The 12,975-nt window shown below is 55.4% G+C and carries 11 protein-coding genes; 9 read left to right on the plus strand and 2 right to left on the minus strand.

Annotated elements, in window-relative coordinates:
- Window positions 1-60 precede the first annotated feature (60 nt).
- The 6 genes from ACZ5FM_RS26325 to ACZ5FM_RS26350 all read left to right on the plus strand — a co-directional run bounded on the left by ACZ5FM_RS26325 (window position 61) and on the right by ACZ5FM_RS26350 (window position 6,065).
- A complete protein-coding gene (locus tag ACZ5FM_RS26325) occupies window positions 61-669 on the plus strand; it encodes a TetR/AcrR family transcriptional regulator (RefSeq protein ID WP_464041266.1) in 609 nt (202 codons plus the stop codon).
- Between the two features lie 289 nt (window positions 670-958).
- The gene (locus ACZ5FM_RS26330; protein ID WP_464041267.1) at window positions 959-2,452 is read left to right on the plus strand and encodes a DUF4153 domain-containing protein; all 1,494 of its coding nucleotides are present in this window, start codon (window positions 959-961) and stop codon (window positions 2,450-2,452) included.
- 42 nt (window positions 2,453-2,494) lie between these two features.
- A complete protein-coding gene (locus ACZ5FM_RS26335; RefSeq protein WP_464041268.1) occupies window positions 2,495-3,199 on the plus strand; it encodes a response regulator in 705 nt (234 codons plus the stop codon).
- Between the two features lies 1 nt (window position 3,200).
- Entirely contained in the window at window positions 3,201-4,211 is a 1,011-nt protein-coding gene (locus ACZ5FM_RS26340; protein ID WP_464041269.1) for a HAMP domain-containing sensor histidine kinase, read from the plus strand.
- 58 nt (window positions 4,212-4,269) lie between these two features.
- Window positions 4,270-5,538 carry a DUF763 domain-containing protein gene (locus tag ACZ5FM_RS26345; RefSeq protein ID WP_464041270.1) on the plus strand — a complete coding sequence of 423 codons (1,269 nt, stop codon included), beginning with the start codon at window positions 4,270-4,272 and terminating at the stop codon, window positions 5,536-5,538.
- A 65-nt stretch (window positions 5,539-5,603) separates the two neighbouring features.
- Window positions 5,604-6,065: a TspO/MBR family protein gene (locus ACZ5FM_RS26350; RefSeq protein WP_464041271.1), complete on the plus strand. Its 462-nt coding sequence runs from the start codon at window positions 5,604-5,606 to the stop codon at window positions 6,063-6,065.
- A gap of 83 nt (window positions 6,066-6,148) precedes the next feature.
- Here ACZ5FM_RS26350 and ACZ5FM_RS26355 read toward each other — a convergent pair whose 3' ends face one another.
- On the minus strand, window positions 6,149-8,227 hold the full coding sequence (locus ACZ5FM_RS26355; protein ID WP_275642732.1) for a carboxy terminal-processing peptidase: 2,079 nt from the start codon (window positions 8,225-8,227) through the stop codon (window positions 6,149-6,151).
- A gap of 147 nt (window positions 8,228-8,374) precedes the next feature.
- Entirely contained in the window at window positions 8,375-9,238 is an 864-nt protein-coding gene (locus tag ACZ5FM_RS26360; protein WP_464041537.1) for a LysR family transcriptional regulator, read from the minus strand.
- Between the two features lie 93 nt (window positions 9,239-9,331).
- On the opposite strand from ACZ5FM_RS26360, the gene ACZ5FM_RS26365 reads away from it, so the two are divergent.
- The 3 genes from ACZ5FM_RS26365 (at window position 9,332) to ACZ5FM_RS26375 (ending at window position 12,971) form a co-directional block, all read left to right on the plus strand.
- Window positions 9,332-10,582, plus strand: coding sequence for an MFS transporter (locus ACZ5FM_RS26365; RefSeq protein ID WP_464041272.1), 1,251 nt, complete (start codon window positions 9,332-9,334; stop codon window positions 10,580-10,582).
- Window positions 10,583-10,709: 127 nt separating this feature from the next.
- On the plus strand, window positions 10,710-11,135 hold the full coding sequence (locus ACZ5FM_RS26370) for a helix-turn-helix domain-containing protein (RefSeq protein ID WP_312949209.1): 426 nt from the start codon (window positions 10,710-10,712) through the stop codon (window positions 11,133-11,135).
- 6 nt (window positions 11,136-11,141) lie between these two features.
- Window positions 11,142-12,971, plus strand: coding sequence for a hypothetical protein (locus ACZ5FM_RS26375; RefSeq protein WP_312949207.1), 1,830 nt, complete (start codon window positions 11,142-11,144; stop codon window positions 12,969-12,971).
- The last annotated feature ends 4 nt before the right edge of the window (window positions 12,972-12,975 follow it).

The raw sequence follows: 12,975 nt of genomic DNA on the forward strand, positions 1-12,975 counted from the left end.
AAATGAACAGTGTTCAATATTTATTTGAACGTTGTTCAGAATTTTTACGAGGTGGCTGGCATGGGTCGACGGGAAGAAAAACGGGAAGATCTCAAGGCGCGATTGCTGGAAGCGGCGCGTGACCGCATAAAACGCGATGGCTTAGCAAATTTGCGGGCACGTGATGTCACGCATGATGCTGGCTGTGCTCTCGGTGGTCTCTATAGTGCCTACACGGATCTCAATGATCTGATCATCCACGTGAATTCGACGACATTAAAGGCTCTCGAGCAGTCATTGGCGCTGGCTGAGGTCAAAAACAAGTCACCAACCGAAAAGTTGCGCAATCTCGGGCAAGGTTATCTGAAGTTTGCGATGGCCAATCGCAATCTCTGGAAGGCGCTGTTCGAACATTATCCGCCGGAAGAATCGCCCGCCCCCCAGTGGCATCTCGACGAGCATCTGTTTCTGCTCAGCATCATTGCCGAGCCTCTGGCCGAATTGCAGCCTGACATGAGTGCGGAAGATCGCGCCGTGCGTGCCCGCACGCTGTTTGGTGCCGTCCACGGCATCATCAGCATCACGTTGGAAGCGCGATTTGTCGGCTTGCCGCCAGAACGCCTCGGGCATGAGCTTGATGAGATCATCATGATGATTGCAGCAGGTGCCGCCGCACAGCGCAATGCCTGACGCCCTGGGCAGACGGGTTTATTTCGATGGCGTCAAAAGGCGCACGCCGTATAAATTCCTGAATAGCTGCTCATCGTCTGCACAAAATCTGCAAACGCCGGGCCTAGCCTGTTCATATGAAAAAGCACCTCATCCCTGATCAAGCCGCCCTTCCCCGCCTGCCTTACAGTCTGCTGCAAGAAAGTTGGTGGTTGGAAGATAATTCCTACGTTGAAACCCGCATCCCGCCTTCATCTATAAGCCAAGACAGGATTCGACGCCTTCAGCCGCAAAAGCGTGAGGTACCGATATGCAACTGACACACACGCAAACTGTTGCCCCACCCCGTACCCTTGCTGACAAAAAACTGCTGCTGGTGTTCATTGCTACGATTGCAGTCGCCGATTATCTGATTTTCCAGCAGGCGCCGGGCCTTAACCTTTTCCTGTTTTCTCTATCGCTGACATCAGCCATTCTCATGACAGCACGCCGACCACCGAGCGGCATCAAGGCAGCCACCTGCCTTGGTATTTCTGCGCTAGCCGCAGCACCCTTACTGGAAACGCCAAGCGTAACAGGTGTTATCTTAGCGATGACGGCTGTCGTTTCCATCGCGCTTTTTTGTACAAATCTATTGCCGAAAACGCCAATGGGCGTACCGCTGACGCTGCTGCGGTTCATTCCGCTGGTGCCGTTGCGTTTGCCGCACTTCTGCCGCCGCTATTTCGTCTCGCATTCAGGAAAACTAATTTTCGGAACGACGTTGACGTCGCTTGCCGGCTGGCTGTTGCCGCTCGGCATGGGACTGGTGTTCCTGCTGTTGTTCACGGTGGCCAATCCATTGATCGCGATGGGGCTGCACAATATCGATCTCAGCTTTCTGATAAACCTCTTTGATATCACGCGCATCGGGTTCTGGTTGCTTGCAGCAATCGGTATCTCGGCGATACTGCGTCCGCGCCTGATACGCAAAATCAGACATCACATTACCGAAACCCCGCAGGTCAGCCGTCAATCGACCGGCTTTCTCGATCATACCGCCCTCCTCCGGTGCCTGTGGATCTTCAACCTGCTGTTTGCCATGCAGACGACGCTGGATGTGCTGTATCTGTGGGGCGGCGCGGAACTGCCGACAGATATGAGCCATGCGGAATATGCCCATCGTGGTGCCTATCCGCTTGTGGCAACCGCCTTGCTTGCAGCAGCCTTCGTGCTGATTGCCATGCGCAGTGGCGGTCCCGGTGACAGCAGCCGTCTGATCCGCATGCTGGTGATTGCCTGGATTTTGCAGAATGTCCTGCTCTGTCTGTCGTCCATTCTCAGACTCGATCTTTACGTGCAAACCTATTCGCTGACAGGTCTGCGCATGGCAGCCGGTATCTGGATGGGCCTGGTGGCGGCAGGTCTGGTCTTCATCTTGCTACGAATTACATTGCGTCGGTCCAATGAATGGCTGATTTCCATGAACCTCGCGACGCTGCTGGCTGTTCTTTACATCTCTGCATTCTTCGATTTCTCGGACTTTATTGCCCGCTTCAATGTCGAAAACAGTGTGGAGGTCAGTCAGTTGGGCACACCACTCGACTTGTATTACCTCAATTCACTTGGACCATCGGCAATCCCGGCTATCGATATCTATGTTGCAAAAGTGCCAGGACATGACTGGAGGCACGAGATGGCGAAGCGCATGAGGGATCGTCTTGCTACCAGGTTTGCAATGCGCTCATTGGATTGGCGAAGCTGGAACTACCGGGACCACAGAATTGCAAACTATATTCGGTCTACCGCTTTGATCGAACAATGAAACAGCGATATCAACGAAACATTGGAATTATCAGGAGACCTTGTGGTGCCGCGCATTCTTGTCGTCGATGACGAGCCGAACATCCGTGAGGTGATCTGTTTTGCACTTGAACGCGCTGGCATGGCGACTGCTACGGCCGGAACCGGCACACAGGCGATGGCAACGTTTCGTGCGAGCAAAATCGATCTCATCGTTCTTGATATCGGTATGCCTGACATGGACGGCCTAGAAGTCTGCCGGCAAATCCGCAAAACATCCTCTATTCCCATCCTGTTTCTCTCGGCGCGGGACGAGGAAATCGACCGGATCCTGGGGCTCGAGATCGGTGGCGATGACTATGTCACCAAACCGTTTAGCCCGCGCGAACTGGTCGCGCGGGTCAAAACCATTCTCAAACGAACCGGCACGACAAGCACAGCAGGTCGAAACGAACAGGATTTTACCGTTGGCGAACTGCGGCTGGAAAGTGCTGGCAGGACTGTGACCTTCTCGGGCAATGCCGTTCTACCTACCACGCTGGAATTTGCCATTCTCGAAACACTGATGGCGCGTCCGGGCATGGTGTTCAACCGTGAGCAATTGATGGTGGCGGCATACGGCCCGGGAACTTACGTCGCCGACCGGACCATTGACAGCCACATCCGTAACATCAGGGCAAAACTTGCAGCTGTTGGCGCCGACAGCGTGATCACGACAGTCCATGGTGTCGGTTTCAAGCTGCGCGTCGATACTGAGCGGGGTCACTGACATGCCGGCACCGCAGGTAAAGTCAAAATGGCGGCCACGACTGGCCCTGATCGTGTATTCGGTGCTGCTGTCGATCATGGCGCTGCCGATTATCAGCATCATCTGGTTTCGCACCATCGACAGCACGGCGTCCCTGACGACCACAACGGAGGCGGGAGCGTTGTTGGGCGTGCTTCTGGTGACGCTCGGTGTTGCCTACGTGCTTAGCCGCAACATTACCGGGCCGATCAACGCGCTGATTTCGCGTTCCGATGAAATCGCGCGCGGGGGACGGGCGGCAATCCAGCCGCTTGACAGTTACGGCACAAACGAGATTGCGACCCTGTCGCAAAGTTTTCTCGATCTTGCCAGCAAGCTGGTCGATCGCAACGAATATGTGCGCTCGTTTGCGGCGCATGTATCACACGAGCTTAAATCGCCGCTGACGTCAATCCGTGGTGCGGCCGAGTTGATGCGTGATGACGACGACGAGCAGCCAATGACCAAAGAGGAACGCCAGCGGTTTCTTGACATCATCATTGCCGATTCCAAACGGCTGGACCTGTTGCTGGCCAGATTGAGGGAACTGGCCTATGCCGAGATCCCTATTCCCGCCGATCAAAGCACGGCAGATGATGTCTGCAACATGCTGCGCGATCGGTTTCCACACCATATGATTGGTCTTTCCGGCCAAGCGGGCATTCGGTTTGCACTGCCGATCGAAGCTGCGGCCGTGGTGTTTGGTAATCTCGCCGAAAATGCTTTCCAGAATGGTGCGACGCGTGTCGATCTCGACGTGCAAGGCGATGCGCAGATCGTGCGGATTTTGGTCGCCGACAATGGCAATGGCATTTCGCAAGCCAATCGCGAGCGCATATTCCAGCCGTTTTTTTCCACCCGGCTGCAGGATGGCGGCACGGGCATGGGACTTGAGATCGCCCGCACCATGCTGGCCTCACATGGCGGAGATGTTACGCTGCAAGATACTGGCGATCAGGGGGCTGTGTTTTTGGTCACCGCGCCGCGATCCTGACTTCTGTGACATGCGATTTTGCTTGTGAGCTTGACTGCCGGAGATCTATAAGACGACCATGGTCAAACGAGCTGGCAGTGCTGATCTTCCCCTTCATAGCGGTCACGTCCCGCGTTGGCTTGGCGACCGGATGACACGCCTTGGCGCCATCATTTCCGAAGCGATCGTGATCCATTACGGTCGCGATGAACTTTTGCGGCGTCTCGCCCATCCATTCTGGTTCCAGTCCTTTGGCAGCGTCATGGGCATGGACTGGCACTCTTCAGGCATTACCACCAGCGTGATCGGTGCGCTGAAACGTGGGCTAACGCCGATGTCAGGCGAATTGGGCATTCATGTCTGCGGAGGACGTGGCCAGCATTCGCGGAAAACACCCAATGAATTGATTGCCATCGCCAGCCGAACCGGTCTGAATGGCGATGAATTGGCCAATACCAGCCGTCTGGTCGCCAAGGTTGATAGCGCCGCCGTGCAGGATGGTTTTGATCTTTATCTGCATGGTTTCATCGTCACGGATGACGGCAAATGGGTGGTTGTTCAGCAAGGCATGAATGGCGAACGACGTCAGGCGCGTCGCTACCATTGGCTGTCGGAGGGCATGAGCAGTTTTGTCGATTCCCCGCATTCGGCAATCGAAGGCAGACAGCAGGGCAACATCGTTAATCTCGCCGATAGCAGAGCGGCACCGTCGCGTATTGGTCAGGTCGATCTCTTGTCGGCGCTCGGACCCGATCGTATCCTGCAGGAATTGTCTGTTCTGGAACCTTCGGCAAAAGCAAAAGAACCGGTCGCACAACCCATGCTGCCGCATCTGATCATGCCTGACCACCATGATGTGAGGGAACAAGACGTCAATATGCGACGGCTCCATGGTGCGCTGGCGGCAGCGGCGGATCGTGGACCCAAGGATTTTGAAGACCTCATCCTGACACCGGGGGTGGGAGCTAGAACCGTGCGCGCCTTGGCAATGGTGTCAGAGGTCGTGCATGGCACGCCCTGTCGGTTTTCTGATCCGGCCCGTTTTTCGCTGGCGCACGGCGGCAAGGACCGCCATCCGTTCCCGGTACCCTTGAAGGTCTATGACGAAACCATCCGGGTCATGAAGTCTGCGGTCAGCAAGGCGCGCCTGGGGCGTGATGAAGAATTGCAGGCGCTGCAGCGGCTCGATGCCCAAGCCCGTGAGATGGAGCGTTATGTCACCGGACCCGACCTCAAGGAGATCGTTGCCGGTGAATATGCCCATTCTCACGAATGGGGCGGTCGCAGCGTTTTCGGTTGGGAACCGGAACCGGATTTGACCGTTTCGAGCAACAAGCAGAATGGATAACTGATCGCTGAGACTGACGGCTCTGTTCGGCGTCCATACGCGGTGTCATGTAAGAGGGCAGTTCATTGACAGCATCACCCACCAACTACACGTCTCTGGTCGTCTTCCTTGTTGTTGTCTTGGGCGTTGGCTTTACCATAGGCCTGACGATCCAGCCGGGTGAATGGTATGAGGCCTTGGCCAAACCGTGGTTTACCCCACCGAACTGGCTGTTTGGACCCGCATGGACATTGGTCTACATCCTGATTGCGGTTGCAGGTTGGCGGGTGACAATGTCCGAGGGCTTTAATTCTACAGCCTTTCGTCTTTGGATGACGCAAATGCTGTTGAACTGGGCGTGGACACCGGTATTCTTCGGGTTTCACAAGGTTGGCCTCGGACTTTTTATCATCCTTTGCCTGTTGATCACCGTCATCGCCTTTATGCGAAAGGTCACGGATCAGACGGCCCGTTGGTGTTTTGGCCCTTATGCCCTGTGGTTGTGTTACGCGACATCCCTGAACGCTGCGATCTTTATCCTCAACTGAGGCCGTTAAGGCAGTCTCTGATATGAAATTGGCAGGCATTGGTAAAATGCCTGCCAACAGTTTTTGTCTGGTTTCAGCCGAGCTTAGCGGATCGTATCGAGCAGTTCCGACTGATCAGCAACGATGGAAGCAGCTTCATTGCGCAGCACATCCTTGGCGTTTTTGCGGGCATTCTCCAGTGCTATGTCGGCCTGCAGGCCACGTTCGTCGGCCTGCAGGCCGTCATCCTGTCGGCTGAACAGGCCGCCATCTTCTTCCTGACGCGCCTTACGGAGCTTTTCAGCAGCTGCCAGTTCCTTGCGGCGCTCGTTCTCGTTGAGGGAAACCGCACGTTTTTCGCGCTGTTCCTTCAGCTCGGTGACATCTTCCACAAAGCGCTGGAAATCGGCATCTGTTTTCACTCTGGTGTCATGACGACTTTGCAGTTGCGGCAGGACATTGGCAATTTTGGCATCAGCCTTGTATTTCGCAGGCTTGATTTGTGCCCATGGCAAGGCGTTGTCATAGCTTGCCTCGCCGAGTTTCTTCGGATCGTAGAGGCCAGGCAGGATGATGTCTGGTGTCACGCCGCGCAACTGCGTTGTTCCGCCATCGACACGGAAGAACTGGGCGACGGTAAACTTCAGTTGGCCAAATCTTGGTTCGCTGTTACGTGCTACCTGATCAAGGTCGACAACTGTCTGCACGGTGCCCTTGCCGAAGCTCTGTTCACCGATAATCACGCCACGGCCATAATCCTGTATCGCTGCGGCAAAAATTTCCGATGCTGACGCCGATGCACGGTTGATCAGCACACCGACCGGACCTGTCCAGGCCGCTTTGGAGACATCATCACCCTGTATCTTGATTTTACCACCGGCGTTACGCTGCTGGACCACAGGGCCTTTACCAGTGAACAATGCTGTGAGTTCGATTGCTTCGGACAATGAGCCACCGCCATTGTCGCGCAGGTCGACCAGTACACCATCAACCTTTTCCTGCTTTAGCTCGGCAAGAAGTTTGGCGACATCACGGCTTGCGCTTCTATAGTCCTTGTCGCCATTCTGGCGAGCATCAAAGTCTTCATAAAATGTCGGCAGGGTAATCACGCCAATCTTGCGGGTTACACCTTCGCTGGTGATTGGAAGAACTGCCTTCTGAGCAGCCTGCTTTTCCAGGTTGACCTTGTCACGCACCAGATGGATTACCCGGTGTGTGGCTGCGTCGCCAGCGGCCGCCGGCAGGATATCCAAACGGACAACGGAATCCTTCTCGCCGCGGATCAACTGCACGACGGCATCAAGGCGCGTTCCAACGACTTCTTCAATCGAACCTTCTTCGCCCTGGCCGACACCGACGATGCGGTCGCCGACAGCCAGCTGTCCCGACAATTGTGCTGGGCCACCTGGTACGAGTTCGCGCACGGTGGTGTAACCGTCACGCTCCTGCAGAACGGCACCAATGCCGACCAGCGAAAGCTTCATGGAAATGTCGAAAGCAGAGGATGCAGCTGCGCCGAAATAGTCGGTATGCGGGTCAACTGATGCGGTATAGGCAGCCATGAATGACTGGAAAACGTCTTCGCTCTTGTAGGTGTAAACGCGTTCAAGAATGTTTTTGTAGCGTTTATCGAGCGTATCACGGATCGCCGCGTCGGACTGGCCTGCAAGTTTCAGACGCAGCCAATCGGCCTTGACGCGCTTGCGCCAGATGTCGTCGATCTCGGACTGTGTTTGTGGCCAGGGGCCTTTGTCTTCTGACAGCGAATAGTTTTCCTGTACGCTGAAATCGAAGTTCTTTTTCAACAGCTCCCGCGCATAGCTCATGCGGTCGATCATGCGCTGCGAATAGACGTTGAAGATCGAAAACGGGATATCGAGATTTTCGGTGTTTATAGCGTCGTCGAGCTTGGTCCTATTGGCCATGAAGCTGTCGATGTCGGCCTGCAGGAAGAAATTCCGGTCAGGATCGAGGGCGTCGACATACTGGTCCATGACCTTGGCTGACAGCGCGTCGTCCAGGGCGACCGGTTTGTAGGCATTGCGGGCGAGAAACAGCGAACTCAGGTGCGCGGCCTGTGCCTGCTGCTCTTTTGGTGCCAGAACCGGTGCCGCACCTTCAAACGAATAAGCAGGTGGAGCGATTGCGAGGATTAGGGCGATGAGACCATATCTAATGTGCATTCAGCTGTGATCCTGGTTGTGAAGACAATTTTTATAATGCGATGTGGGACAAAGATGTCTTTTTGACAATCGATTATCGAGCAATATCGCGTGAGTGTGAATGAAATGGACCATTGTGAGGCAAGTTCTGTCGTTGCTCCATGAAAATTACGACCCCGAGGCGGATGAACGGAACGCCTTGGCAATCCGTCGCAATGCAGCCGGAGCAAGATCCCCGGTGACATTTGAGACCAACAAAACGTCCAGTGGAGGTAGTTGTGGAAGTGTGCGGGCAATCACTTCGATCACACCTGACGGTGCCGCGCTGCGCGCCATAAGGGCGACGCCAATACCGGCTTCCGCCGCTGCCCCGACTGCCGTTGCGCCGGTGCCAACAAACACTTCCCGCCAGGGCAGTTTTGCCGCGTCCAGAGTGCGCAATGCCATTGCACGCAGGTTGCATGGCTCCGGCTGCAGTGCAAGTGGCAAGGGCGCATCCTGTTGCAGTTGAAAACCCGGTGAGCAGAACCATCCGAAATTTTCCTGCGACAGCACTTCGCCGTCGCGTCTGATATCGTCGTGGCGCAACACCACGATCGCATCCAATTCACCTGTGTCATAGAGTTCCAGCAGGTTTCTCGTGCCAGCGGTCCTTAAGTGCAAGGTGATGCCGGTTTCCCGTTCGCTGATCAATCGCAACAAATGGGGAAGATCGGCGCCGATCAGATGATGTGAGACGCCAACCGCAAGGCGCATCGGCTCTGCGCCGAACACATCAAGGGCACGTCGACCGGCGCTGACATAGTCGCGGGCCGGTTCCAAAAAACGCTCTCCCGCGCTGGTCAGCCGAATGCGCCGAGGTGTGCGTTCAACAAGGCGTACGCCCAACAATTCTTCCAGCCGACGCAGACGCAGGGATATCGCTGCTTGGGTGGTGTTCATGACACCTGCGGCGCGCGTGAAGGACTGCAGTTCAGCAACAAGGAGGAAGGCTTCGACAGCTTCAGGATCAAGGGAGCGCATGCCATCTATAACAAACCGTTATCGCTGTAATGCGCAAGCCCTAATTTCAAATATGGGTGCGGATGGCTATGCAGGTGTGATCTGCCTGTCTGGAGCCCTTTTATGCTGCGTCGCCTATCCCCCGAACCCTCACCATCCTCTATCGATACAAGTCCCAATATCTGGGCCATCTTGGTGATTGCGGTTGGAACGCAGACCGCAGGCTCCTTTGTCTCCCAGGGCGTCTATATCCTCGTGCCGTTCTGGCGGGAGGCATTTGGTATATCTCTAGCCTCCGCATCACTTGCCGTCACCGTCATGAATGGGGTGCAGATCGTCACTATGTTTACACTCGGTCGCGCAATCGACCTTTATGGCGAGCGGAGGATCGTCGGCTTAGCGATGATCGGCATGGCAATTGCCATGGCCTGTGCCGCCACGATCGCCAACAGTTTTGTTGCCCTTTTGATCTGCATGGCATGTCTCGGTGGAACCTATGCTGCGGTGCAGCCCGGTGGCACGAGAGCGATCATGCGGTGGTTTCCCCCATCGCACCGTGGAATTGCCACCGGCTTTCGGCAGGCTGCCGTTCCGTTCGGCACGATGATTGCCGCAGCTTTGTTGCCGCTTTTGGCAATCCATTACGGGTGGCAGGCTGCAACCTGGCTGGGTGCTGCAGTTTCCATTCTGGGTGCGATTTTGTTTTTCGGGCTTTACCGCGAGGGCAGCGAGTTTACGTCTTCAAAGAGTACACCTCTGCGCCTGTTGTCGCTGGCAAGGATTGTCGGTCAGGATCCACAATTCTGGCCCGTACTGCGCCTCGGCATCGCAATGTCAGCATTTCAATTCACGTTCACGGCCCACATGATCGGCTTTATTGCAGACGGGTTGAAACTCGGTTTGATCGCAGCATCGTCATTGTTTGCGACAACGCAGCTTGCAGGCATACCCGGCCGCATCCTGTTGCCGTGGCTGAGTGATCGGCTTTGGCCCGGTCTACGTGCCAGATCCTTTGGAGCCGTTTCACTCATTGCTGCTGCGTCGGCTATCCTTCTTGCTGTCCTGCCGGTCGGATCGTCAACGATAACGATTGCAGCCATTCTGCTCGTCCTTGGATTTTTTGGGATTGGCTGGTTTCCGCTTTATTTGCTGCAAATTGCCGAGAGTGCGCCGAAAAGTTCGATTGCCTCTACAATCGCCTTCGCTTCGACGATCTGCCTGGCCGTGATGGCGGCTGGACCGTACCTGTTCGGACTGCTTGCCGACTGTTTTGGCTATGGCGTCGCCTGGGCAGTATTGTTGTTGCCGGTCATTGCAACGTCACTGCCGTTGATCGGGGGATCTCGCAGTGCGCTATCGAGCCATCAAAGCTGATACAATCAACTGCGCGTTGGTGCTGAATGGTCGCGTGGGAGTAGAAAATCTTTGGCAAAAGTAGATTGCGCAACCCGGAATTTTCACGCATAGATTCCTGCAACGAAACGTTTTGGGGATCACTGCAATGAATAGACTTCCCAACCCTATTGACGTTCATGTTGGTTCTCGTATTCGCCTTCGTCGATCGATTGCTGGTCTGTCGCAAGAACAGCTCGCCGATGGACTTGGCCTAACCTTCCAGCAAGTTCAGAAATACGAAAAGGGTATCAACCGGGTCAGCGCCAGCCGACTACAGCACATTTCCGAAGTGCTTGAGGTCCCGATCAGCTTTTTCTTTGAAAACGGTCCAAACGCACTGGTCAACAGTGCCGGCTCCCCTATGGGCGAGTTTAATGAATTGATGAGCTCCAAGGAGACAATTGCCTTGGTGACCGCGTTCAACTCGATCAAGAGCCCACGCTTGCGTCAGAGTGTTCTCAATCTCGTTCGGACGCTAAAAAACGACCCGTCCAGTGCGAGTGAGGAAGATCATAATAACGTCTCCATCTGATACCATATGGGCTTTGTTTTAACGACACTTGGTGACAGCAGTCTACGCGACGGCGCTGGGCAGAATTTATCTGTGCCCGGCCTGTCACTGGTGTTTCTGGCCTATCTTCATGACATGGATAGGCCGGTCGCCCGGCGGCAAGTGGCCAGCTTTTTATGGCCTGACCGTGGAGAGGCCGCAGCCACCAATATGCGCTCCATGCTTCGGCGCCTCGCAATGGCAACTGATCCCTCAGGCCCGCTGGTTGTCGCAGACGGCACGACATTGTCGCTTGCTCCGCAGGCCATGCGCTGTGATCTTGCGATGTCAGCGCTGACAGATCCCACAGAACGCCTCAAAGCGACTACAGACGCCGTGGCTTTGAAGTTTCTTCCCTTGCATGGCGACGGATCAAGCGCGCTGGATGCCTGGGTTCGTGACGTCCGCACGCGTTTGGTTGGCCAGCTGCGTACCGAATTCATGCAGTTTCAAACGCTACCGGCCTCCGACCAGAGCCGGTCCGATCTTCGACGTGCTGCAGTGTTGCTTCTTGAATGCGATCCTGACGACGAGGAGGTGAGAAGAACGATTTCGTCGCCTGTGGAATTGGGTGAACAGCAAACTGGTGCAGTTGCCCGTCCTCTCGTCAGCTTTTTACCGCCGCAGCCTGCCAACCTTCAATCATCGGACGTAAAAACGGCCTTTGACATTACCGTTCCGCCGCGAATTGCACTGCTGCCCCCTGAGACACTTCACAGTGCCCAGCAATATGGCTCCGTGGCCAATGCGCTGATTGAAGATTTGACAATCGGCCTCTGCACCAGCCGATCGGTCTCGGTCGTTGCCCCTTACACTGCCGAACGTATTCGCGCCTCGAAAGATAAGGCGGGCATTCTCGAAAAACACTCGGTCATGTATGCGCTCGATACCAAGCGGTCTGATGATCAGCTGTTTGTGCAATTGATCTTCATGCCGAGTGACGAGGTTTTGTGGGCAACCCGTTTTCAGTTGAAACCCGACGAAGTTGCGATCCAGAAGCTCGAAATCGCCGAGGTCATTCAAAAGTCGATCTTCGACAAGGTCGGTGGTCGCACGTCCAATGTGGCCGATTATCACAGCCGTCCTGACGCCTATTATGCCTATCTGCGTGGCCTGCAGAGCCTTTCCAAACTGGATCTGCCATCGATCAGAAAAGCGCGACGGTATTTCAGGCAGGCCCTTGATGGTGACAAGAGCTTCTCTGCTGCGCGGGCTGGAATTTCCAGAACATTGACCATGGAATGGCTGTTGACGGCGAGAGGCGACGGCGATCTTCTCCAGCATGCCGAAGAGCAGGCCAAGATAGCCGTAGCCGAGAATGCCGAATTTGCCGGCGCCTACAAGGAACTCGGCGTTAGCCAGCTCTATGGCGGAAAAATCGACGACAGTCTGGCGGCACTAGGCCAGGCCGAAACATTCAACCCGACCTATGCGGACGTGCTCTACAGTCACGCAGACAGCCTTGTTCACGCCAGTGACCCCAAAGCTGCGCTGGACAAGATCAGTTCGGCCATTGCGCTCAATCCGCTGTCTCCCGACACCTACCTGTGGACTGCGGCTGGCGCCAGTTACTTCCTTGGCGAGTTTCGTCAGGCTCTGGATTACATCGGACAGATGCGCGATAGCGCACCGGCATCACGCCTTGCCGCAGCATGCTGGGGTATGCTTGGCGACATGGCAAAGGCACGTACCTGCAGGTTGCGCGTTCTGAAAAGTAATCCTGATTTCGATCTCGAGCGTTGGCTCAAGATGGTACCCCACAAGGAGCCCTGGCAGACAGAGCTTTACCGGGAAGGCCTGATCAAGGCCGGTTTTTAACAAA

This window comes from Agrobacterium sp. 5Ca50, assembly GCF_055381905.1.

Excerpts from the sequence above, each read along its gene's own strand:
- ACZ5FM_RS26330 (WP_464041267.1), top strand. The coding sequence starts at position 959 with ATGCAACTGACACACACGCAAACTGTTGCCCCACCCCGTACCCTTGCT.
- ACZ5FM_RS26345 (WP_464041270.1), top strand. The coding sequence starts at position 4,270 with ATGGTCAAACGAGCTGGCAGTGCTGATCTTCCCCTTCATAGCGGTCAC.
- ACZ5FM_RS26365 (WP_464041272.1), top strand. The coding sequence starts at position 9,332 with ATGCTGCGTCGCCTATCCCCCGAACCCTCACCATCCTCTATCGATACA.
- ACZ5FM_RS26325 (WP_464041266.1), top strand. The coding sequence starts at position 61 with ATGGGTCGACGGGAAGAAAAACGGGAAGATCTCAAGGCGCGATTGCTG.
- ACZ5FM_RS26375 (WP_312949207.1), top strand. The coding sequence starts at position 11,142 with ATGGGCTTTGTTTTAACGACACTTGGTGACAGCAGTCTACGCGACGGC.
- ACZ5FM_RS26340 (WP_464041269.1), top strand. The coding sequence starts at position 3,201 with ATGCCGGCACCGCAGGTAAAGTCAAAATGGCGGCCACGACTGGCCCTG.
- ACZ5FM_RS26355 (WP_275642732.1), bottom strand. The coding sequence starts at position 8,227 with ATGCACATTAGATATGGTCTCATCGCCCTAATCCTCGCAATCGCTCCA.
- ACZ5FM_RS26370 (WP_312949209.1), top strand. The coding sequence starts at position 10,710 with ATGAATAGACTTCCCAACCCTATTGACGTTCATGTTGGTTCTCGTATT.